General features: G+C 59.2%; 18 protein-coding genes. 7 read left to right on the top strand and 11 right to left on the bottom strand.

The window, feature by feature from the left end:
* Positions 1–38: 38 nt before the first annotated feature.
* The 6 genes from ACO05M_RS06970 to ACO05M_RS06945 all read right to left on the bottom strand — a co-directional run bounded on the left by ACO05M_RS06970 (position 39) and on the right by ACO05M_RS06945 (position 8,850).
* Entirely contained in the window at positions 39–3,938 is a 3,900-nt protein-coding gene (locus tag ACO05M_RS06970; protein WP_421869367.1) for a YhdP family protein, read from the bottom strand.
* Between the two features lie 6 nt (positions 3,939–3,944).
* Positions 3,945–5,417 carry a ribonuclease G gene (gene rng / locus ACO05M_RS06965; RefSeq protein ID WP_421870689.1) on the bottom strand — a complete coding sequence of 491 codons (1,473 nt, stop codon included), beginning with the start codon at positions 5,415–5,417 and terminating at the stop codon, positions 3,945–3,947.
* 272 nt (positions 5,418–5,689) lie between these two features.
* Complete coding sequence (locus ACO05M_RS06960; protein WP_421869364.1) at positions 5,690–6,283, bottom strand: Maf family protein; 594 nt, start codon at positions 6,281–6,283, stop codon at positions 5,690–5,692.
* Between the two features lies 1 nt (position 6,284).
* Positions 6,285–6,773 carry a rod shape-determining protein MreD gene (gene mreD / locus ACO05M_RS06955; RefSeq protein ID WP_421869360.1) on the bottom strand — a complete coding sequence of 163 codons (489 nt, stop codon included), beginning with the start codon at positions 6,771–6,773 and terminating at the stop codon, positions 6,285–6,287.
* Positions 6,773–7,702 carry a rod shape-determining protein MreC gene (gene mreC, locus ACO05M_RS06950; protein WP_421870685.1) on the bottom strand — a complete coding sequence of 310 codons (930 nt, stop codon included), beginning with the start codon at positions 7,700–7,702 and terminating at the stop codon, positions 6,773–6,775. The genes mreD and mreC overlap by 1 nt, the downstream gene beginning before the upstream one ends.
* Positions 7,703–7,812: 110 nt before the next feature.
* Positions 7,813–8,850, bottom strand: coding sequence for a rod shape-determining protein (locus ACO05M_RS06945; protein ID WP_114696142.1), 1,038 nt, complete (start codon positions 8,848–8,850; stop codon positions 7,813–7,815).
* 238 nt (positions 8,851–9,088) lie between these two features.
* Between ACO05M_RS06945 and gatC the strand changes: the two genes are divergently transcribed.
* The 6 genes from gatC (at position 9,089) to ACO05M_RS06915 (ending at position 15,659) form a co-directional block, all read left to right on the top strand.
* Positions 9,089–9,376 carry an Asp-tRNA(Asn)/Glu-tRNA(Gln) amidotransferase subunit GatC gene (gene gatC, locus ACO05M_RS06940; protein WP_421869357.1) on the top strand — a complete coding sequence of 96 codons (288 nt, stop codon included), beginning with the start codon at positions 9,089–9,091 and terminating at the stop codon, positions 9,374–9,376.
* 120 nt (positions 9,377–9,496) lie between these two features.
* Entirely contained in the window at positions 9,497–10,948 is a 1,452-nt protein-coding gene (gene gatA, locus ACO05M_RS06935) for an Asp-tRNA(Asn)/Glu-tRNA(Gln) amidotransferase subunit GatA (RefSeq protein WP_421869354.1), read from the top strand.
* A 15-nt stretch (positions 10,949–10,963) separates the two neighbouring features.
* Positions 10,964–12,433: an Asp-tRNA(Asn)/Glu-tRNA(Gln) amidotransferase subunit GatB gene (gene gatB / locus ACO05M_RS06930; protein WP_421869351.1), complete on the top strand. Its 1,470-nt coding sequence runs from the start codon at positions 10,964–10,966 to the stop codon at positions 12,431–12,433.
* 144 nt (positions 12,434–12,577) lie between these two features.
* The gene (locus tag ACO05M_RS06925) at positions 12,578–13,783 is read left to right on the top strand and encodes a trypsin-like peptidase domain-containing protein (protein ID WP_421869348.1); all 1,206 of its coding nucleotides are present in this window, start codon (positions 12,578–12,580) and stop codon (positions 13,781–13,783) included.
* Between the two features lie 192 nt (positions 13,784–13,975).
* Positions 13,976–14,488, top strand: a complete 513-nt coding sequence (locus tag ACO05M_RS06920) for a type II secretion system protein (RefSeq protein WP_421869346.1) — start codon at positions 13,976–13,978, stop codon at positions 14,486–14,488.
* 64 nt (positions 14,489–14,552) lie between these two features.
* Positions 14,553–15,659: an S-(hydroxymethyl)glutathione dehydrogenase/class III alcohol dehydrogenase gene (locus ACO05M_RS06915; protein WP_421869344.1), complete on the top strand. Its 1,107-nt coding sequence runs from the start codon at positions 14,553–14,555 to the stop codon at positions 15,657–15,659.
* Between the two features lie 49 nt (positions 15,660–15,708).
* Here the strand turns inward: ACO05M_RS06915 and ACO05M_RS06910 are convergent, their stop codons facing one another.
* The 3 genes from ACO05M_RS06910 to ACO05M_RS06900 form a co-directional block, all read right to left on the bottom strand.
* A complete protein-coding gene (locus ACO05M_RS06910; protein ID WP_421869342.1) occupies positions 15,709–16,488 on the bottom strand; it encodes a PhnD/SsuA/transferrin family substrate-binding protein in 780 nt (259 codons plus the stop codon).
* Between the two features lie 117 nt (positions 16,489–16,605).
* Entirely contained in the window at positions 16,606–17,052 is a 447-nt protein-coding gene (locus ACO05M_RS06905) for a DUF6691 family protein (protein WP_421869339.1), read from the bottom strand.
* Positions 17,053–17,098: 46 nt separating this feature from the next.
* Complete coding sequence (locus ACO05M_RS06900; protein WP_421869336.1) at positions 17,099–17,518, bottom strand: YeeE/YedE family protein; 420 nt, start codon at positions 17,516–17,518, stop codon at positions 17,099–17,101.
* A gap of 220 nt (positions 17,519–17,738) precedes the next feature.
* Here ACO05M_RS06900 and ACO05M_RS06895 point away from each other — a divergent pair, with 220 nt between their 5' ends.
* Complete coding sequence (locus ACO05M_RS06895; protein ID WP_421869333.1) at positions 17,739–18,515, top strand: hypothetical protein; 777 nt, start codon at positions 17,739–17,741, stop codon at positions 18,513–18,515.
* Between the two features lie 39 nt (positions 18,516–18,554).
* Here ACO05M_RS06895 and ACO05M_RS06890 read toward each other — a convergent pair whose 3' ends face one another.
* Both ACO05M_RS06890 and hypE read right to left on the bottom strand, forming a co-directional pair.
* Positions 18,555–20,273: a hydrogenase maturation protein gene (locus ACO05M_RS06890; RefSeq protein WP_421869331.1), complete on the bottom strand. Its 1,719-nt coding sequence runs from the start codon at positions 20,271–20,273 to the stop codon at positions 18,555–18,557.
* 23 nt (positions 20,274–20,296) lie between these two features.
* Positions 20,297–21,373, bottom strand: coding sequence for a hydrogenase expression/formation protein HypE (hypE, locus tag ACO05M_RS06885; protein ID WP_421869328.1), 1,077 nt, complete (start codon positions 21,371–21,373; stop codon positions 20,297–20,299).
* Positions 21,374–21,385 lie beyond the last annotated feature (12 nt).

Genomic DNA, 21,385 nt, shown 5'->3' with positions numbered 1-21,385 from the left:
TACTCAAGCTATATCGCCGTGAATTTCGACGATAAGGATTAGTTCTCCAGGTTGGGCTGGGGGTTCCGTTGCTGTTGGATCAGCTCCATCTTCGGATTACTCCACCCACCCTCAATACGGTACTTCACCGAGGTGAATTTACTCAACTTCTTACCGAAAAGTTTCTGAAACAGGAACACCGCACCGGCCACCTGCGGAGTGGCCATAAAGGCGGCTGCCACCGGCAGGTTCTCGCTGACCGGCAGGGTTACCTGCATGGTTTTGTCGACCGTCTCCCGGTAGAGATCCAGCGATCCCTCCATCGTCAGATCGAAGGTCGGCCCGATCAGCTCCAACGGTTTCATGGTTTGAGCGATACCGTCGCTGATTCGATAACGACCGGTAATATGATCGAAACTGATGCCTTTCTTGGTCAGGTCAGAGAAGTCCAGTGTCAGGCGTCGGAAGATCGTCTTGCTGTTAAACAGGCTGAACAGCTTCAGCACCTGAGCCCCTTCACCGGTATCCAGAATCCGGCCCTGACCGGCTCCGATTTCGGCTTCACCGTCCAAAGTCTGCCAGTTGAAAGCCAAAGGTGAGCCATCCCAGGCCAGCTGGCTCTCGATAACCGCCGATTGGGTTTCAATCCCCGGATCCGAACCCCAAGCCTGCATCACCTTGCCCAGATCACTGGTGGTGAACATCAACCCGACATCGGTGCGATGGACTCCCTGCCGGTAGCGCCAGTCAATCGCACCGGTCATTGCCAAGGTTCCCATCCGGGCACTCAGATCAACAACTTTCAGGCCTCCAGCATAAGGCTGCATCAGGAACTGCCAGCGACCCAACGCCTGCTCGCCTCGACGCAGCTGGTCCAGCTTGACCTTCAAGGCCGGCAAGGTCGACGGATTCAGTGCAAACAGCGGGTCTTGCTCGGCCACAAAAGGCTTCGGGGTAACCGGCTTATCAGTATCGGCCTGGGTCTTATCGGCCGCAGGCAACTGCAGGTAATCCAGTTCCAGCTGCGGCACCCCGACTTTGGGTAACAGCAGCTGTCCACGTAACAACGGACTATCCAACGCCAGCTGCCAGTGCCCTGTTGCAGGTCGCAACCGGGCACTCAGCTGATCCAGATTAAAATCTCCGATCTTGAGCTGATCGACCCGAAGCTCGGCTTGGCGCAACAGTTTCTCGACGGCATCCACCTCATAGGTCGTGGCTGTTTTCGTCGCCTTGTCAGCCTTCGTGGGAGCGGCAAAGCTCTGCTCAAAAAACGCCTGCCAGGGTTCCAGCTCCAACGTCGGTATGTGACCACGAATCCAGAGTCCGTCACGGCGCCGACTGGGAGCGGTCTGATCCCGCCCCAGCACCAGCTCAGCGCCGCTGAATTCGCTGGTCAGCGGCAGCAACAGGTCAAACCGACGGTCATAACGCACCCGCATCCAGGGCGTTTCTTCCAGGCTGACATCAACGCCCAGGGCCCGTTTACTCGCTGAGGACTTGCCAAAGGGCGCCGGTAAACCGATCGACACCCCCTGCAGCTGGGAATCGATCCGCAGATTGGAGCAAGGTGCGGAAGCGGCACAGATCTCCAGACGGGCGGCATACTGGGTCGTACCGCTCAACGACTCCAGCAACGGTTGATCCAGCCACTGCTGCAATACCTCCATACTGGTGGTACCCCGACCGCTGATCAGCGTCCGGTCCCCATCCGGCCCCTTACGGGTCTGGATACTGGCCTGCAGCGGGAAGCCGAACAGTTGCGCATTCAGGCTGGGTGACGATAAGCCCTTATGTTCGTGATAGTTCAGATCCCCCTCAAGCTGATCAAAGCGCAACCCCAGATCGGCATTTTCCAGTACCGCATTCTGCAATCGACTGCTGACCCGGATTAGCGAGCGCTCCGGTTCGCTCAGATCGACCCCCAGATTCAACCGAGATTCGCTCTGCCCCTGCAACGCCCAAGGTGTCAAAGGCTCGGCCAGCACCTTGGCCGTCGGACCTTCGATCAGCGTCTGGCGGATATCGGCCGCCGGTCCCTTCAGATCGCCGTCTATCTGCAGCACCGGACTGTGCGGCGGCAGATAGATGCGACCGTCTGAGAGCTCGGTCTGCAACAGCTGACCGGCCGGTAGATCGATCAACAACTCGGTGCCCTTGATCAATACAAAGGGATTCGCCTGACGGATCGCGGGCCAATCGGGTTGATACTCGACCTCGGCTTCGCTCACATCGTAAAACATCTGCAGGGACGCGGCCTGTTGCAGCGCATTGGGCCGATCGATCGGCAAGTCATAGATCAGACCGCCGCTATTGAGCCGTCCCGCCTTGATCGAACGTTTCAGCCAGCCGAACAGGTTCGGATCGATCACCTTATCCGGTACAAACAACGGCGCCAATCCAGCATCGGCATCGTGCATCCCGATCATCAAGATTAGCCGTCCATCCTGCTGCCGGTCTTTGGGAAGGTCGAGACTGAAGCGCCCATCGGCATTAACCGCGTCGCTGCGCAACTGCAGGTGCTCGCTGTCGACCCTGACCCCCTGCTCCGAGATCTGCCAACTGACCACCCCCTGGGCTTGATCAAACTGCCAGCCCTGACTGAAGATCTGCGGAAACTCCATCCCGAAGCCGTCGGAAGAGAAGTCGACCCGACCACCTTGGTTGGTTGCGACCAGAAGGCCGTCCACCCCTTGCAAAGCGGGAGCACCCTCAGCGCCCGCAAAAGCGCCAACCCCGACCCGGTTCAGATCGGCACTGAAGCGAAACTGTGGCGATTGATCGGTCGCGGCACCGAGCCACTCAAAGCGGGGATTATCCAGCGTGCCGACCGGATTCATGCCTTGCAGCTGTTGTTTGACGGCCGGGTCCAGCAGCGGCAGTTGCTCAACCAGACGCCAAAGCGGCTCCAGCGCCAGACGTTGAGCCGACACCTCCCACTCCGGCCCCTGCTTACGCGCCGACAACCGCTGCAGCGGCATCGCGATGTCGTCAATCCGTCCTTCAATATCGGTCAGCGCCAGCTCACCCTGATCAAGGCCCTGGAGCGCCAGTTGCAGCTGCCAACTCAGATCCTGAACCCGAACTTGCTGATCATCACGCTGCAGGATCAGCTCCGGGAGTGCGACCTGCCCCTGCAGCTGATGCTGGCCGTCCGGGCTCCAGCGGCCCCAGAGTTCCGCCCCCAGTCGATACTGCGCTAACCCTTCCGGCGGGTCTGCAATAAATTGATTCCAGAAGCGCGATTCGAGTACCGGGGCATTGAAGGCGAAACGGGCGGTAAAGTCCTGATCGCCCGGCCAACCTTCGGTCACCGCCCTCAGCTCGATCGCCTGCTCACTTCCCAGCACCAGATCGGCCAGCAGGGCATGATGATCCCCCTGATTCCGCAACTGTAGATTGACCAACTGCGGTGGCAACGGCGGCTGGCCTTCAAACTGGACCCGGATCAGCCCATTGCGGATCTCGATCTGATCGTGCAGCAACAGCGAGAGCCCCAATGAGCGCATATTGCCCTTACCATCGCTGGGCAAACTCTCCAAGCCACCGTTCAGATCACCGGCCAGATCCCAACCGCCCTCCCGATCACGGAACAGCGACAGGTCGACCTGATCGATCAAAATCTGGTTGAACACCGGTTCGAGATGCCACAACGAGCGCAGTGTATCGAGCTGCAGCTCCATGCGACCGATATTGACCCGACGACCGCCCTCCAGGTACAGACTGACCCGGGAAGCCTCAAGCCGGGGGGAAAAGCGTGCCCAGCGACCATTGAGCCGATCAAACTCGATCCGGTAGGCGGGTTCATCACTGATCAGCTCGGCCAACTCAAGCCGGTACTCGGGCAACACCTGCATCGCCCAGCGTCCCAGGCTGAGCACAGCGGCCAGCATAAAGATCAGTACGACGCAGCTGAAAACGACCCAGCGTCGCAGATGGTGGATATGGCGCCTGACCATTTCCCGTTACCGCAGCACCACGTCGAACTGTTCCGGCGTGTAGAGGGTTTCGACCTGGAACTGGATCGTTTTACCGATAAAGGCCTCCAGTTCGGCCACGTTGTCCGAATCTTCATCCATCAGTCGATCGACCACCGACTGCGATGCGATCACCAGATAAGTATCGGTATCGTAGGCCCGGGCTTCACGGAGAATCTCGCGGAAAATTTCGTAGCAGACCGTCTCCGGCGTCTTGATCGAACCCCGCCCCTGGCACTGGCTGCAAGGCTCGCACAGCAGTTGTTCCAAACTCTCGCGGGTACGTTTGCGGGTCATCTCAACCAGCCCCAGCTCCGACACCCCGGTCAGCTTGCTCTTGACGTGGTCCTTCTCCAACACCCGCTCCAGGGTGCGCAGCACCTGACGTCGGTGCTCCGGCTCTTCCATATCGATAAAGTCGATGATGATGATGCCGCCCAGATTACGCAGCCGCAGCTGTCGGCCGATGGCGGTGGCCGCTTCCAGGTTGGTCTTGAAGATGGTTTCTTCGAGGTTGCGATGACCGACATAGGCGCCGGTATTCACGTCAACGGTGGTCATCGCCTCGGTCTGATCGAAGATCAGGTAGCCGCCGGACTTCAGCTCCACCTTGCGGCCAAGGGCCTTCTGAATCTCCTCCTCGACATTATAGAGATCGAAGATCGGACGCTCGCCGGGATAGTATTCCAACCGATCACTGATCTCAGGAACCAGCGACGAGACGAACTCGTTGGCCTTCTGAAAGGTTTCCCGGGAATCGATCCGGATCCGTTCCACCATCGGTATCGCCACATCCCGCAGGGTTCGCATATGCAACGGCAGGTCTTCGTAGACGACCCGCGGGACCGCCTCGTCGGTCATCCTCTCGCGCACCTTGCGCCACAATCGGCGCAGGTAGGCCACATCGGTCTGGATATCTTCGTCGCGAGCGCCTTCGGCGGCGGTACGCAGAATAAAGCCGCCGCTCTCATCGCCATTATCCTCGGCCAGTGCTTCACTGATCAGCAGCTTGAGGCGATTGCGCTCCTCTTCGTTCTCGATTCGCTGGGACACGCCGATATGCTCGCGCCCCGGCATAAAGACCAGATAACGCGACGGTACCGATAGCCGCGTTGTCAGCCGCGCGCCCTTGGTCCCGATCGGATCCTTGGTCACCTGCACCACCAGCGACTGACCTTCCCGCAGCAGCGAACTGATCGGTGGCTCGGGCTGTTTCTCGTCATGATTGCCGTTATTCGGTGTCAGCTCAGCCACATGGATAAAGGCGGCCCGCTCCAGCCCGATATCGACAAAAGCGGCCTGCATGCCCGGCAACACCCGGACCACTTTTCCCTTATAGATATTCCCAACAATGCCTTTGCGCTCGGCCCGCTCGATGTAGACCTCCTGCAGCATGCCGTTCTCGATCACGGCGACCCGGGTTTCCATCGGTGTAAAGTTGATCAGTATCTCTTCGCCCATGCCCTGCGTTTCTCCTTCGTCAGGTACTACCCGGATCTGATAACGCCTCCGGCCGGTGAATCTGCTCATAGCCAGGCCGTGTGAAGTTAACACCGCCAGACTGAATTTCTGCTGTCTTATTTATGCTGCCGTATTTGCGCTGCTGTCTTATCTGCGCTGCTGTCTTATCTGCGCTGCTGTCTTATCTGCGCTACTGTCTTAATAGTGGCTGAGATCAGCCGAGTTTGCGTATCCCACGATCCTGTTCGAACCGAATACCAACCCGGAGCCGATCAACCCTCGACCCGTTGCCAGATCGGAAAGCCAACATCGGCCAGCAGCGCCGCGGTTTCGGCCAGGGGTAATCCGACCACTGCGGAATAACTGCCCTCGATCCGTTCGATAAACACCGCGGCCAACCCCTGAATGCCATAGCCGCCGGCCTTATCGGCAGGCTCACCGGTTTGCCAATATCGACGACACTCCTCAGCACTCAGCGTTCTGAACCGCACATCGGTTGTGACCCGGATCGTCTGCTGACGTTCCCCGGCAACCAGGGCTACCGCGGTAATAACCTGGTGGCTGCGGCCCGACAGGCGCATCAGCATCTCAACCCCCTGCTGTTGATCAGCGGGTTTACCGAGAATCGCGTTATCACAGATGACCGAGGTATCGCTGCCCAACACAAGGGCATCAGGGTGACGGGCGGCAACGGCCTGCGCTTTCTGCAACGCCATTCGCTCAACATAATCCGCCGGTTGTTCGCCGCTCGACGGCGTCTCATCAATATCGGCGCTGTCAGTGGTAAACAGCACACCGATCTGATTCAGCAGTTCGCGCCGACGGGGCGACGCAGAAGCCAGAATCAAGCGGGGAGCGGAATCCATCTCAACTAACCTTCAACGCCCGACGGATGCTGCGCAGAAGGACAAAAATCCAGGGCCAGAAAAACGCGCTGACCAGCGACGGAAGTAGGAACAGCAACGAGTCCGACTTGGCCCCGCCCAATGCCTGGCCCCAATTGAGCAGCAGTTGATAGAGACCGACCAGCACCAGGACCAACAGCGCCTGCTGCCAGACCGGGTACATCCGGAAACGCTGATGCAGCGACTTCATCAAGACCGCCACCAGCGCCAGCGACAGGGCGTGGATACCCAACAGGCTGCCCTGCAGAATATCCAGCAGTAACCCCACGATCCAGGCATACCAGGGACCGACCCGGTGCGGCAGCGCCGCCACCCAGTAGATCAGCACCAGTACCGTCCATTGGGGACGCCCCCACTCCATCGGCTCCGGCATCGGGATCTCGGTCAGCATCAGGGCCAGCATAAAGCTGAGCAGGATCACCCAGCTGCCACGGGCTGGAGGTGCAACCATCAGGAATCCTCCTCGGAAACGGCCGAGGCGTCAGCCGCGGTATTCGGGGTTTCAGTCGAACCGGCTTCGGGGGCTGTTGCCTTGGGTTCAACCGGCGACTCGGCCGACAGCACCGGTTGCTGCGGCGGTGTAAAGACCAGCAACAGATGTCGACTGGTATCCAATCTCGCCGAGGGCTCCGCCCGAACAGTGGCAAACGCCTGACCGGGATCGTGAATCACCTCGGTCACGGTAGCGACCGGGTAACCGAACGGGAAACGAGCCCCCAGCGATGAGCTGATCAGCAGGTCTCCGACCTGAATATCGGCGGTATCCGGCACATGGTTGAGCAGCAGATCACGGCCCTTACCGCTGCCGATCAACAGGGAGCGGAAGCCGCTCCGGTTATCCTGCACCGGTATCGCATGCTGGACATCGGTGATCAGCAGAACCCTCGAGGTGTAAGGACCCACTTCGACCACCTGCCCCATGACACCGTTTTCATCCAGTACCGGCTGGCCCAGGTAGACCTGATCGTTGAGGCCCTTGTTGATGACCAACTGGTTGGAGAAGGGGTCGGCACTGACGCCGATCAATTCGGCCAGCAGCACCCGTTGATCCAGTCGTTCACTGGAATTGAGCAGCTCGCGCAGATGGGCATTCTCGGTGGTCAGCGAATCCAGGCGTTGCAGCTTGCGCGCCATCAACAGCAGGTCCGAGCGCAGTTTCTCGTTATCGATCTGCAACTGATCCCGGTCGCTGAGGGACTGATCCAGCCCGGTCAGCAATCGGGTCGGGGCATCCATCAGCCAACGCAGCGGGGTAACCGCCAGGGTCAGGTAGCCGCGATAATAGGACATCGGCGACCACAGCAGATCCGCCGCCATCAACGACAACGACAGAACCAGAATCAGGGATAGCCGGGTACGGGAGGACTGGCCTTTGAAGATCGGCTTAATAACCCACCTCCAACGACGACAACGCCCACAAGCCGGTCAGCCTGTGGGCGGTTTCGATTCGACAGGGATTTGGCATCGGGCACGCCATCACAGCGGCCCTCTTATTCGGCAGCCAGCAGCTCGAATGCGTGCTTGTCGATCATCTCCAGCGCCTTACCACCACCGCGGGCCACACAGGTCAGCGGATCTTCGGCAACGATCACCGACAGGCCGGTCTCTTCGGCCAGCAGCTGGTCCAGATCACGCAGCAGCGCGCCACCACCGGTCAACACGATGCCGCTCTCGGCGATATCGGATGCCAGCTCGGGCGGACATTGCTCCAGCGCGCTCTTCACCGCCTGAACGATCGACTTCAGCGGCTCTTCCAGCGCTTCCTGGATTTCACGGCTGTTGAGGGTAAAGCTGCGCGGAATACCTTCGGCCAGGTTACGACCACGAACATCGATCTCGCGCATCTCGCCACCGGGATAAGCGGTACCGATCTCCTGCTTGATCCGCTCAGCGGTGGCATCACCGATCAGCGAGCCGTAGTTGCGGCGTACGTAGGAGGTGATCGATTCGTCAAAGCGGTCACCACCGACCCGGACCGACTCGGCATAGACGATACCGTTGAGCGAGATGATCGCGATCTCGGTGGTACCCCCACCGATATCGACCACCATCGAACCGCTGGCCTCTTCAACCGGCAGGCCGGCACCGATCGCCGCCGCCATCGGCTCGTCGATCAGGTAGACTTCGCGGGCGCCGGCACCCATGGCCGATTCTTTGATCGCCCGGCGCTCGACCTGGGTCGATTTGCAGGGCACACAGACCAGCACGCGCGGACTGGGGGTCAGGAAAGAATTTTCGTGCACCTTGTTGATAAAGTGCTGCAGCATCTTCTCGGTGACATGGAAGTCGGCGATCACACCGTCTTTGAGCGGCCGAATCGCGGAGATGTTGCTGGGGGTACGACCCAACATCCGCTTGGCGTCGGTACCGACCGCCACCACCGATTTGTGGTTACCGAGTTGACGGATCGCCACCACCGAGGGCTCATTCAATACCACGTCCTTGTCGCGGACATAGATCAGGGTATTGGCCGTGCCCAGGTCGATGGACAGGTCGCTGGAAAAAACTCCACGTAATTTTTTAAACATTGACCGACTTCGCTAGAAAAATGATTGTGGCCAGAGCACCTATATCGATGACACAGAAGGGTGCGGGTGGCGGCTCTATCAAATAAACGGCTAACTCTAGCAATGGCGCACCCGTTGAGCAAGGTTCAAGCCCGTTATTACAGCCTTATCGGATTGCTCTGACCCGGTCGGCCCATTATCATTGGCGGTCATCCTTTAGAACATCTTTCAAACCCCATTACCCAGTCAGGAAAACGCCATGTCTCTGGACCGCTCCGAAGTGGAGAAAATCGCCCATCTGGCTCGCTTGCAGATCAATGAATCCGACATTCCTGAGTACGCCGACAACCTCAACAACATCCTTGCCCTGGTCGATCAGATGCAGCAGGTCGACACCAGCGCCGTCGAACCGATGGCCAACCCGCTGGATGCGGTTCAGCGCCTGCGCCCCGACGCGGTGACCGAAACCAATCAACGTGAAACCCTGCAAGCCAACGCACCGGCTACCGAGGATGGTTTGTTCCTCGTACCGAAGGTAATTGAATAGTATCGAAGGTCATTGAATAACGATCGACTGTGATTGAGTGATCGTCCCTGGATTCAGGTTAACGACGATCAAGCCAACTTACGCAGCCCAACTTTCGCATCGAGTCACTGGAAAGAATCCATGCATAACAAAACTCTCGCCGAACTCGCCCAAGGTCTGGCCAGCGGCGCATTCTCCAGCGTCGAGCTGACCCAGAACCTGCTCGACCGGATCACCACCGAAGACAGCCGTTACAACAGCTTCATCAGCATCACCCACGCCCAGGCGCTGGCCCAGGCCGAAGCCGCCGACGCCCGGATCAAGGCCGGCGATGCCGCCCCGCTGACCGGAGTTCCGATCGCCCACAAGGATATTTTCTGTACCGACGGCGTTCGCACCAGCTGCGGCTCGAAGATGCTCGACAACTTTATCGCGCCCTACAACGCCACCGTGATCGAAGCCTTCAACCGCGCCGGCGCGGTTAACCTGGGCAAGACCAACATGGACGAGTTCGCCATGGGCTCCTCCAACGAATCCAGTTTCTACGGCCCAGCCCTGAACCCCTGGGACACCGAGCGGGTCCCCGGCGGCTCCTCCGGTGGCTCAGCCGCCGCGGTTGCTGCGCGTCTGGTACCGGCGGCGACCGGCACCGACACCGGCGGCTCGATCCGCCAGCCCGCCGCGCTGACCGGCATCACCGGTCTGAAGCCGACCTACGGCCGCGTCTCGCGCTACGGCATGATCGCGTTTGCCAGCTCCCTCGACCAGGGCGGCCCAATGGCCCGCACCGCCGAAGACTGTGCGTTGATGCTCAACGTCATGGCGGGTTTCGACCCGAAGGACTCCACCAGCATCGAGCGTGATGTGCCCGATTACAGCGCCGAGCTGGACAGGCCGCTGGATGGCCTCAAAATCGGCCTGCCAAAAGAGTACTTCAGCGGTGATATCGATCCCGAGATCCAGTCCGCGGTACAGGATGCGATCAAGCAGTACGAAGCACTGGGCGCCACGGTCAAGGAGATCAGCCTGCCGAACACCCAGCTGTGTATTCCGGCCTACTACATTATCGCCCCGGCCGAAGCCTCGTCGAATCTGTCCCGTTTCGACGGCGTTCGCTACGGCTACCGCTGCGAAGATCCCCAGGATCTGGAAGACCTGTACAAGCGCACCCGTGGTGAAGGCTTCGGTGATGAGGTCAAACGCCGGATCATGATCGGTACCTACGCGCTGTCGGCCGGTTACTACGACGCCTACTACCTCAAAGCCCAGCGTATCCGCCGCCTGATTCAGCAGGACTTTGTCACTGCCTTCAACGACGTCGATGTGATCATGGGGCCGACCACCCCGCACCCTGCGTTCAAGATCGGTGAAAAGACCAACGACCCGGTGGCGATGTACCTGGAAGATATCTTCACCATCTCGGTCAACCTCGCCGGTCTGCCCGGCATGTCGATCCCGGTCGGCTTTGCCAATGGCCTGCCGGTCGGACTGCAGTTGATCGGCAAGCACTTCGACGAAGCGCGACTGCTCAATATCGCGCACAAATTCCAGCAGGCCACCCACTGGCACACCAAAGCTCCCAGCGACGTATAAAAGAGGACTGATCAGATGGAATGGGAAACAGTTATCGGTCTTGAGATCCACTGCCAGCTGGCGACCGACTCGAAAATCTTCTCCGGCGCCAGCACCGCCTTCGGTGCCGAGCCCAACACCCAGGCCTGCGCGGTCGACCTGGCACTGCCGGGCACCCTGCCGGTGTTCAACGACAACGCGCTGAAGATGGCGGTCAAATTCGGCCTGGCGATCGATGCCCAGATCGGCAAGAAGTCGGTGTTCGCGCGTAAGAACTACTTCTATCCGGACCTGCCCAAGGGCTACCAGACCAGCCAGATGGACGACCCGATCGTCGGCATCGGCCACGTCGATATCCAGCTCAAAGACGGCACCACCAAGCGTGTCGGTGTCACCCGCGCCCACCTGGAAGAGGACGCCGGTAAGTCGCTGCACGAAGACTACCACGGCATGACCGGTATCGACCTGAACCGCGCCGGCACCCCGCTGCTGGAGATCGTCTCCGAGCCGGATATGCGCAGCGCCGAAGAAGCGGTCGCCTACGCCAAGAAGATCCACTCGATCGTCACCAACCTGGGCATCTCCGACGGTGACATGTCGCAGGGCTCGTTCCGCTGCGACGTCAACGTCTCGCTGCGCTACAAGGGCGAAGAGGAGTTCGGCACCCGCACCGAAACCAAGAACCTGAACTCGTTCAAGTTCATGGAAGATGCGATCAAGCTCGAGGTCGAGCGCCAGATGGACATCCTCGAGGATGGCGGCGAAATCATCCAGGAAACCCGGCTCTACAATGGCGATACCAAGGTGGCCCGTTCGATGCGCTCGAAAGAGGAAGCCAACGATTACCGTTACTTCCCCTGCCCCGACCTGCTGCCGGTGATGATCGACGACGACTTTATCGAAGCGATCCGCGCCACCCTGCCGGAGCTGCCGGATGCCCGTCACCAGCGCTTTATGGAGCAGTACGGCCTGTCCGACTACGATGCCGGGGTACTGTCCGGCTACAGTGACACGGCCGCCTACTTCGAGACCGCCACCGAGCAGTGCGGCGACGCCAAGCTGGCGGCCAACTGGGTCATGGGCGAGCTGTCCAAGCACCTCAACAGCAACTCGCTGGAGATCGCCGACAGCCCGGTTTCTGCCGAGCAGCTGGGCCAACTGCTGGCCCGGATCAAGGACGACACCATCAACGGCAAAGCCGCCAAGCAGGTGTTCGAAGCGATCTGGAAAGGTGAAGGGGGGAACGGTGAAGGTGCTGCCGATGCGATTATCGAAGCCAAAGGGCTGAAGCAGGTCACCGACTCTGGTGCGATCGAAGCGATGATCGACGATGTGATCGCCGCTGCGACCCCGCAGGTGGAGCAGTACAAGGCTGCCGAACCGGAGAAGCGCGGCAAGATGCTGGGCTTCTTTATGGGCAAGGTGATGCAGGCCAGCAAGGGCACCGCCAACCCGGGCCAGGTCAATAAGCTGTTGAAGACCAAGCTCGACGCCCTCTGTGATTAAGGCTTAACACGGCCTGTTAGGTCTCCCTAAAGGCAGCTTCGGCTGCCTTTTTTAATGCCGGAACGGCTCCGGCGAGCCCCCGGTTGCGCCCGAGGGGCAATCTGATACATTCAGACTCATCGCCAGTGATCAAGGATGAATCTTATGGATCGTTCAGCAACAGCCTGCACCGGAGCCGGATCGATACGACGTTGTCGTTCAAGCCGGTTCGGCCCGTTAGTCCTTCTACTCTCCAGCCTGACAATCTCGGCCCTGCTGCCGGGTCAGAGCGCACAGGCACAGATCTACAAATACCAGGATGCCAACGGTCAGTGGCACTTCAGCGACAAGCCTTTCAAGCATCAGCAGCAGAGCAATACCGGCAGAGATGGAACGACAGCGAACTCGACGGCAACCGGCTCGGATCAGGATGCCGCCGAGGTCGCTGACGTCAGCGATAATACCGACTTAGCCGCGCGCTTCGAGCAGCGTTTCCATGCCCAAACCGAGATCGAACGCGCCACCCAGGCAGTGGTGTCGATCGACGCCCCGATGAGTGTCGGCTCCGGGTTCTTTGTTAGCAACGATGGCCTCTTGCTAACCAATAAGCATGTCGTGCGCCCCACCGAAACGAGTCACTGGCAGGAGCGCAAACAACTTCTGGCTGAGGAAGCCAAACAGCTTGATTCGCTGAAGAGCTGGCTCAGCAACGAAAAGCAACGTCTTGGCGAGATGAAGCAGGAGCTGAACGCCTACGAGGAACGAATTCGCCAGGCCGGACGCAACACCCTCAAAGGCGCGGCCAGCTCGGACTATAAAATCCTCTCGGATCGTTACCAACTATGGAAAATGGAATACGACGACACCAACGCCAACTACCAGACCCGCAACAAGAAATTCCGGAAAGCCCAATCCGAATTCAATTTTCAAAGCAGCTCATCCCGCGTGAAGCAGCACTTTACCGTTATTCTGAAAGACAACAGCAAACTCAAGGCCCGCCTGCTGGCACTGAGTACCGAGCATGACCTTGCTTTGCTGAAAGTCGACGGCTACCGCACGCCGAAGCTACAGGCTCTGGGACAAGCCACTCTGTTTCAGGGTCAGCCTGTCTACGCCATCGGCAGCCCACTGGGAATGCGCGATCACGTCACTTCCGGCATCATCACCCGAATCGCCAAGCAGGGGGTTGTTACCGACACCCAGATCCTTCCGGGTAACAGCGGCGGGCCGCTGGTGAATGAGCAGGGAGAGGTGATCGGTATCAACACCCTGAAGGTTCTGAATCGCTCGATCAGCGGTGAAGGTTTCGGTATCGCCATTCCGCTTGCAACCATCCGGGCCGAATTCGGCGGCCAACTGGATGGTTTCTAAGCGGCAGGATTACCGATATCATGCTCGGCGTTGAACAACAGTCGAATCCTCGATCGAAGAGGTATTTTCTGTCTGCATCCGGGCATCAAGCACCCAGGCCGCAACGCAACGTCAAACCCGCATCGTGGACAAATTAAGGATTTTCGCCCGCAAACGGGCTCATAGCGACCGTCGTAAAGAGGCAACAGGAACGTGCAGAAAAATGGCTTTACGCTGATCGAGTTGATCGTCGTGATCGCGCTGCTGAGCATTCTCTCCGCCGTAGCCCTGCCCCGTTTTATCGAGGCCCGTGAATCCGCTCAGAACGGTACACTCTCAGCCACGCTGGGTGCATTCAAAACCTCAACGTTGTTAGGCCACAATCTCTGGCTTGCAAAAGATCAACCCGCCTCTGCGGCCATTGACGGAACCACTCTACAGTTCAGCACCGAAGGTTGGCCCATGCCGCCAACACCGGACAATCAAGGTTGTGCCGATCTGTGGAACTCCCTGCTACTTTCCTCACCACCGATGGAAGCCACCCCTGCAGCCGATATTGCCAGCGCCAGTTGGCTGGGCATCGGGGGCGGTACTGCCTGTATTTTTATCAATAATGCCGGTCAGACACCTGATCTACCCAGCCAACCCTACCTGGTCTATCTACCCAGCAACTCCGGCAGCTTTGAAGCCGGTGCTATCTTCACCTCTCCCGGTTATGCCGAGTAGCGGTCTCACCTGAGGGTCTATAGTTGATGGCAACCACGTCATCAATATCCCGCAGGAGAGCCCTATGAAAACTCGCGCCGCCGTAGCCTTCGAGGCTGCGAAACCGTTACAAATCGTAGAGGTCGATCTCGAAGGTCCCAAACACGGCGAGGTACTGGTGGAAATCAAGGCCACCGGGGTCTGTCATACCGATGCGTTCACCCTGTCCGGCGACGATCCGGAAGGGGCCTTCCCCGCGATTCTCGGCCATGAGGGGGCCGGGGTGGTGGTGGATATCGGACCGGGTGTCACCAGCGTCAAACCGGGCGACCATGTCATTCCGCTCTACACCCCCGAGTGCCGTCAGTGCGACTTTTGCCTGCATCCCAAGACCAACCTATGCCAGGCGATCCGCGAAACCCAGGGCCGTGGTGTGATGCCCGACGGCAGTTCAAGATTTTCGCTCGATGGGGAGCCGATCCTGCATTACATGGGCTGCTCCACCTTCTCCAACTACACCGTACTGCCGGAGATTGCGCTAGCCAAGGTGCGCGACGACGCGCCGTTCGACAAGATCTGCTACATCGGCTGCGGGGTCACCACCGGCATCGGCGCGGTGGCCTTTACGATGAAGGTGGAGCCGGGATCAACCGTGGCGGTGTTCGGACTCGGTGGGATCGGATTGAATGTGATCCAGGGCGCCAAGCTGGTCGGCGCCGCGAAGATCATCGGCGTCGATATCAATCCCTCCAAGGTATCGCTGGCCCAGCAATTCGGCATGACCGATTTCGTCAACGCCAACGAGGTGGATGATGTGGTCGATCATCTGATCCAGCTAACCGGCGGCGGGGTGGATTACAGTTTCGAATGTATCGGCAATGTCACCACCATGCGCCAAGCGCTGGAATGCTGCCATAAAGGCTGGGGCGAGAGCTGTATTATTGGGGTTGCAGGTGCCGGTCAGGAGATCAGCACCCGGCCGTTCCAGCTGGTTACCGGTCGTTCCTGGCGAGGCACCGCCTTTGGTGGCGCCAGAGGGCGAACAGATGTCCCCAAGATCGTCGACTGGTATATGGAAGGGCGGATCAATATCGACGACCTGATCACCCATACGATGCCGCTGGACAAGATCAACGATGCCTTCGATTTGATGCACCAGGGCAAAAGTATCCGCTCGGTCGTGCTTTATTAACAGGCTGGACCTAGCCGACGCTAACCAAGCGGTTAAAGCGAGAGGGACCTCAGGCGACCGGACGCAAACGGCTCTGCTCAGCAGAGCCAGTCTGAATACAAGCGGACAGGCATGATCGGTCGGTTGCCATATCCCGATACACCTCGATATCGGTCTCGATCAGCCCACTGATACCGATCGAAGGGCCAAGCTCCTGAATCGTCTCATCCAGAGCCGCGTAGAGAACCGATGCCGGAATCGGATTCAAACGGTGGCGCACAAAAGGCGGCGCTTCCGCCTCACGGCTGCAGCCAATCACCGACAAGCCATGATGATCCAGCAAGCCCCAGCTGTGTGCATCGATCGCCGCCAGATCGGCACGCCCTTCGCGCAGGTACTGTAAACTCTGCTGGTGCGAGCCACTGATCAGCGGTTCCGCATCGGCAGCAAGACCCTGCTCTGCCAGCCACTCCAACAGAGCCAGACACCCCGAGCGGGAACTCGGCGCGTTGACCACCAAGCGCGGATTGGTGGTTGTGGGAATCGACCGAGCCGTGACGATATGACTGAAATAGGTGCCGGGCGTACAAGCCAGGTCCTGGAAAATCGGTCGGGCGACCGGTTCCAACGCACAAGCATCGTCGGTGAACAGATCCGGGCCGCAACACTGACTCAGCAACAGCTCGGACCGCTGCCATAGTTGTTGCGGGGTCAATTCCCGGTTCAATCGCGCCGGTAAACCGGACACAGAAAGGCACTCCAGCTCCGTGCGCAGACGATTCCAGAACAGATCCAGTGCATGTTGACTGGCGGGCAGGTCGTACCAGGGCAGACTGGCGATCAGGTTCAACAGCGGTATCCGGCGAAGGTGGTCGTTTAAAAGCTGGCCACCTTAGCCGATCCACATTTTGTTGTGAAGCGGTTAGATCAATTCTTGTACATTGATCGGCAAGGGTCCGAGGTTGAATCAGGCACGTTGCTGATCGACCTTGATACCCGATTCCAACGCCGTTCGAACGGGTCCCGCCAACCAGCCGCCCAACAACAGCATCATCAGGAAAGGGACCACCTGCCAGTTGCCGTAACCGAGTACCGCGATCGACGGACCGGGACAGTAGCCCACCAGCCCCCAACCGATACCGAACAGCGCGGCCCCCAACACCAGCGGGGAATCGAGTGACGCTTTGGCCGGCATATGAAAACGCGTCTCACAAGCGGGTCTAGGTTGCTGCAGAATCCAGTAATAACCCGGCACGGTTACCAGTAGCGCACCAACCATGACCAGAGCCAGGGTCAGATCCCAGCCCCCGAAAACATCCAGAAAGCCGATCACCTTGGTGGTATCGGTCATGCCGGACATCGCCAAACCCGCTCCAAACAGCCCGCCTGCCAGTAACGCCAAAAGATTCTTCATCCGGCTACTCCTGCTTTTATTCCTGTATCCGTCAGCCCAATACCGATCAACCGAGAAAAAACACCGTCAGCATGCCGCTGCCGATAAAGGTCAAGGTAGCCGCCAGAGATCGGACCGAAAATCGGGCCAGGCCACAGACACCATGGCCACTGGTACAACCGCTGCCCAGTCGGGTACCTAGGCCGACCAGCAAGCCAGCCAACATCAGCAACCCTATCGACGCCTGGGGAGGGGCCGGTTGGGGCTGGCCGGTCAAGGCATGAAACAACAGCCCACCGAGCACCAGGCCGAGTAGAAACATCCAACGCCAACCGCTATCGGGCTTGCCCTGTAGGGACGCAAACAGAATACCGCTGATTCCGGCGATGCGACCGTTACTCCAGAGCAGCACAATCGCTGACAGACCGATCAATCCGCCGCCGGCAAGCGCCAGTAAAACTCCACTCGGGGTCAACGATACCAACATCTGAACGTCTCCTCTGTGCGACCAGACGGCCCACTCTTTGTCGCCATCCTCGAAGATCATCAAGGTTAATTCAGATCTATCTAATATTCAATACAACTAATTTAGGCTGCTCGCCATTAGATCCCCTGCAACTAGATAAAGATCAACTACAGCCTCAATCCCTGCATGACATACTCAAGCCCATCGGCCATTGCGCCAAAACGAGCTAAGGAGCGCTCAGATGAAATCATTATTCCCAGCCGCCGCAATCGGCGTAGCTGCCGCCCTCAGTTGGGGAGCAGCCTCAGCAGAACCCTTGAAAGTACAGATTCACGGCGTTGAACGGGCGAGTTTTACCGATAGCAGCGGCCAGTTGCGGGGCAAACATCATGGTGGACAACGGGCCATGCTGGTGGAATTGACCCGTGAGCTGATGATGCAGCTGGAACTGGAGCCCAGCATCGAGCAGGTGGCGCAGCAGCAAGGTATCAAGGCACTGGACGGCTCAACGGCTGTCGCGCTGGTCGATGTGAGCCAACAACAAACCCAATCACCGCGACAATGGGTCGGCCCGTTACAGGACAACAATGTCTACCTGTTTGAGAGCAAAGATCACCCCAGCAGTATCCAACAGCTGGAACAGGCCAAATCGGTCGATTCGATCTGCGTTCGCAGCGGCAACGGCCACCAGCAACTGCTCGAGTCCCTTGGCTTTAACAACATCCGCGCAGAAGGTTCCTACAAGGTCTGCTGGGATCTGCTCGCTGCCGGCGAAGTCAGTCTGGCCACCTTGAATCAGACCCTGATTCCCACCGTACTGGAGTCCGACCCGGTGGCTTCGAAACAACTGCGCAACACCGGCGTCGCGGTGCAAAAGCAGCCGGTCTACATCGGTTTCTCGGCCGCCATACCGGCAACCGAAGTCCAACGCTGGCAGCAGCAACTGGAGCAGTTCAAGGCCTCGTTGGATTACCAGGGGCTGGTGCACCACTACTACTGCCAGCAGGACTGTTTCTAGTCCTCCCAGCTCAGGCCCATTGAGGGCCTGAGCGAAGTTTCAGGCTTGCTGACGTACCCGACGATGGGGCGCCAGATAGGGCGGTGTCCGCGCCTTGGGTAGCTTGTAGACGAAGTGGTAGCGGGCCACATGGTAGCTGGGATCAAAGCCGTAAAAGTTGAGCTTCATCCGCTCCAGCTCCTCGGCTCGGTATTCGGCCAACGGTTTTTCGTGTTCATCGGCCTGGCGCTGCAAGCGCTTTTGTTCCAGCAGCCGAGTAGACTGCTGCTCCAGCGTCAGCAACTGCTGTTCCAGCGCCGTCTCAAACTGCTCGGCAGACAGGATCTGGTCGATCAGGCCCAACTGCTTGGCCTCCGCGACACCCATCGGCAACCGCAGCCCGGTGATCTGTTCGGCCCGCTCCGTGCCGACACGACGCGGCAGCAGATAGGTCCAATACTCGGAGCCATACAGATTGCCCATCCCCTTGTAGTGTGGATTCAGAATCACCCCATCCCGAGCCAGTACCCGGTCGGCCGCCAGCGCCATAAACACGCCGCCGGCACCGGCATTACCCCGCATCACCGCCACGGTCAGCTTATCGGTGGTTTCGATAATCGCCTGGGTCAGGTCATCGATTGCATTGATATTGGCCCAAGACTCGTCCGCCGGACTGTCCGCCGCTTCGATCAGATTCAGGTGAATACCGTTGGACCAGAAATCCTCGCCCCCCATCAGCACGATCATTTCAATCTCAGGATCACCGGCCAGCTGCCGATAGGCCCGACACAGCTGCTGGCAGTCGTCGGTGCCCATGGCACCGTTGTAAAAGTCGAAGTACAGGTAGGCTCTCTTGCCGTCGATCCGGGCCCGAATCGGTTGATACCCCTCAGCCACGGCTAACCCAACCGACAGCTCTGGAAGCCCCGATAACGACTCGGTATCCAACACCCGAGTCGCGGGCAATTTCAACGTTCGCGGTTGGGTCTCGGTCGGTTTCAAACGCAGATGGGAGACCCAGACCACCGTATCACAGCTGGCCAGTGCGATAGCACCATCGCGCTGAGCCACCGGCGTACCCGGTGAAACCCCATCAATCAGATAATTCAGGCTAAAGTCAGCACAGGCATTGAACAGATAGCACTCGCGACCCGCAACCCTACTCAGCAGTCCGGGATTACCATCGGCGCTACGGATTTTTGTGACGATGGTCGCCGCATCATCCCGGGTCCAATCGATCGCCCGGTCCGCCTGGGTCATCAGGCAACGCCACTGGCCGGTCACATCGTCACGGTTGTAGTCCAACGGTTCCGGGGCGAAGTCCGGCTGAGGCAACTGCTCCAACACCTGCTCCATCGCCCGCCAGGCCGCCTCGGTGACTTCACCTCGGTACAGGCTCGACTTGCTGGCCGGACGCATGGAGAAACGCTGGCTGGCCCAGATATCACCGCCATCCATCACCTCGTTGGCCTGCAGCAGGGTCACCCCCCACTCGGTTTCTCCGTTGAGAATCGCCCAGTCGATAGAGCTGGGACCCCGGTCACCCTTGATCCCCGGATGGACGATCAGACACAGATAATTGCGCCAGATCGCCTCGGGAATGGCGCGTTTCAGGAACGGTGCCACGATCAGATCCGGTTCAAACCGCTCGACCGCGTCGATACTCATCGCATCGTTGACATCGAACTCCACCGTGACCTGATGGCCAAGCCGACGCAGCTCCAGCTGGAAGCGCTGGGTCAGGCAGTTAAAGCTGTGGGTCAGTAACAGTATTTTCATCGATCTCTCTAACCTCTCTGACCTCAACAGATTCGCGGCAGCTGTTCGCCACTGATCCAATCGACCATCCGTACACCGCCGAAGCTGGTGCGCAACTGGACAAAGGCATTCGGATCTTCGATCACCTCGCCGACGATCGCCGCGTCCCGACCCTGGGGGTGTTCGCGCATCAGCGCCAGCAACTGATCGGCCTGCTGCGGCGGACAGAACGCCACCAGTTTGCCCTCGTTGGCCACATAGAGCGGATCCAGGCCTAGGAATTCGCAGGCCGCCGCCACCTGGGGCCGTACCGGAATCTGCTCCTCTTCGAGTTCGATCCCAACCCCGGCCTGGCCGGCGATCTCGTTCAGCGTCGCCGCCAGCCCGCCCCGGGTCGGATCACGCATGCAGCGGATTTCGGGGACCTGTTCGACCATCATCGCGGTCAATGAATGCAGGCTTTGGGAGTCCGACTCGATGGTGGTCTCAAAGGTCAGGTTCTCCCGCAACGACATGATCGCCACGCCGTGATCTCCAAGCGTGCCGCTGACCAGCACTTTGTCGCCGACGCGTACCCGGTCTGCCGACAACGACAGTCCGGTCGGCAGTACCCCGATCCCGGTGGTGTTGATGAAAATGCCATCGCCACTGCCCTTCTCCACCACCTTGGTATCGCCGGTCACGATCGCCACTCCGGCCTCACGGGCGGCGGCGGCCATCGACTCGACGATCCGTTTCAGATCGGCCAGCGGGTAGCCCTCCTCGAGGATAAAACCGGCCGACAGGTAGAGCGCCTTGGCGCCGGACAACACCACATCATTGACGGTGCCGTGAACCGACAGCGCGCCGATATCACCACCGGGGAAGAAGATCGGACTGATCACATGACTGTCGGTGGCCATTACGATCCGCTCGAACGGCACACCCGCCAACGACAGATCCAACGACGCCTGGTCGTTCTGGGCCCGCAGCATCGGGTTATCGAACGCCTCGACAAACAGCTGCTCGATCAACTGCGCCATCGCCTTGCCGCCGGCCCCATGGGCCATCTCGACCTTGCCATGTTTCAGATCCAGCGACTGGGGGTAACGTGAGCTGGTTTTGGAGTTAGCTTTAGACATGGAGATACCTCA

The sequence above is a fragment of the Motiliproteus sp. genome (genome assembly GCF_965230735.1).
Lineage (GTDB): Bacteria > Pseudomonadota > Gammaproteobacteria > Pseudomonadales > Balneatricaceae > Motiliproteus.
Note: the sequence above shows the minus strand (reverse complement) of the source record. Positions and strands in the feature narration are given on the sequence as shown.

Coding starts and splice junctions, on each gene's coding strand:
- gatB (WP_421869351.1), top strand. CDS start 10,964: ATGGAATGGGAAACAGTTATCGGTCTTGAGATCCACTGCCAGCTGGCG.
- gatC (WP_421869357.1), top strand. CDS start 9,089: ATGTCTCTGGACCGCTCCGAAGTGGAGAAAATCGCCCATCTGGCTCGC.
- gatA (WP_421869354.1), top strand. CDS start 9,497: ATGCATAACAAAACTCTCGCCGAACTCGCCCAAGGTCTGGCCAGCGGC.
- mreD (WP_421869360.1), bottom strand. CDS start 6,773: ATGGTTGCACCTCCAGCCCGTGGCAGCTGGGTGATCCTGCTCAGCTTT.
- ACO05M_RS06945 (WP_114696142.1), bottom strand. CDS start 8,850: ATGTTTAAAAAATTACGTGGAGTTTTTTCCAGCGACCTGTCCATCGAC.
- rng (WP_421870689.1), bottom strand. CDS start 5,417: ATGGGCGAAGAGATACTGATCAACTTTACACCGATGGAAACCCGGGTC.
- hypE (WP_421869328.1), bottom strand. CDS start 21,373: ATGTCTAAAGCTAACTCCAAAACCAGCTCACGTTACCCCCAGTCGCTG.
- ACO05M_RS06890 (WP_421869331.1), bottom strand. CDS start 20,273: ATGAAAATACTGTTACTGACCCACAGCTTTAACTGCCTGACCCAGCGC.
- ACO05M_RS06900 (WP_421869336.1), bottom strand. CDS start 17,518: ATGTTGGTATCGTTGACCCCGAGTGGAGTTTTACTGGCGCTTGCCGGC.
- ACO05M_RS06915 (WP_421869344.1), top strand. CDS start 14,553: ATGAAAACTCGCGCCGCCGTAGCCTTCGAGGCTGCGAAACCGTTACAA.
- ACO05M_RS06895 (WP_421869333.1), top strand. CDS start 17,739: ATGAAATCATTATTCCCAGCCGCCGCAATCGGCGTAGCTGCCGCCCTC.
- ACO05M_RS06905 (WP_421869339.1), bottom strand. CDS start 17,052: ATGAAGAATCTTTTGGCGTTACTGGCAGGCGGGCTGTTTGGAGCGGGT.
- ACO05M_RS06970 (WP_421869367.1), bottom strand. CDS start 3,938: ATGGTCAGGCGCCATATCCACCATCTGCGACGCTGGGTCGTTTTCAGC.
- ACO05M_RS06960 (WP_421869364.1), bottom strand. CDS start 6,283: ATGGATTCCGCTCCCCGCTTGATTCTGGCTTCTGCGTCGCCCCGTCGG.
- ACO05M_RS06925 (WP_421869348.1), top strand. CDS start 12,578: ATGGATCGTTCAGCAACAGCCTGCACCGGAGCCGGATCGATACGACGT.